The 446-nt window shown below is 38.1% G+C and carries 1 rRNA gene; it reads left to right on the top strand.

The features are described from left to right. Positions 1-381: 381 nt before the first annotated feature. Positions 382-446 (top strand): 16S ribosomal RNA (locus JT26_RS06565); the annotation flags it as partial.

Below are 446 nucleotides of genomic sequence, written 5' to 3'. Positions count from 1 at the left end.
ATGGTACTATGCAAATGGGAGAGTAGGTAGCCGCCACTTATATAGAGAAGGAGAGAGACATGAACCGTAACAGGAACATGGCTCTCTCCTTTGTTTTTATAGGTTTGCCGGCTTTGAGAAAATAAAGAGAATATTTTTCTTAGATTTTGCCGTATAAATTTTCTCTGGGTGTTGTTTAATCGAAATATTGTTGTAACTTTGCACCCACGAACGGGGAATGCCTGTTTGTAACCGAGTAGAGATCATAGACGTATTGGACAATATACAACAAGTAGTACAAGGGACACTCCATTATAAATGGATATAGTGACCCTGTCAATTACCTGATTATATAAATAGAAGGAAGTAATACTGAGCATAGGAATAAATAGAAACAAAATGACAAAGAAGAGTTTGATCCTGGCTCAGGATGAACGCTAGCGATAGGCTTAACACATGCAAGTCGA

It is taken from the genome of Porphyromonas sp. COT-108 OH1349 (assembly GCF_000768755.1).
Classification (GTDB): Bacteria; Bacteroidota; Bacteroidia; order Bacteroidales; family Porphyromonadaceae; genus Porphyromonas_A; species Porphyromonas_A canoris.
This window is presented reverse-complemented; position numbering and strand designations above follow the sequence as displayed.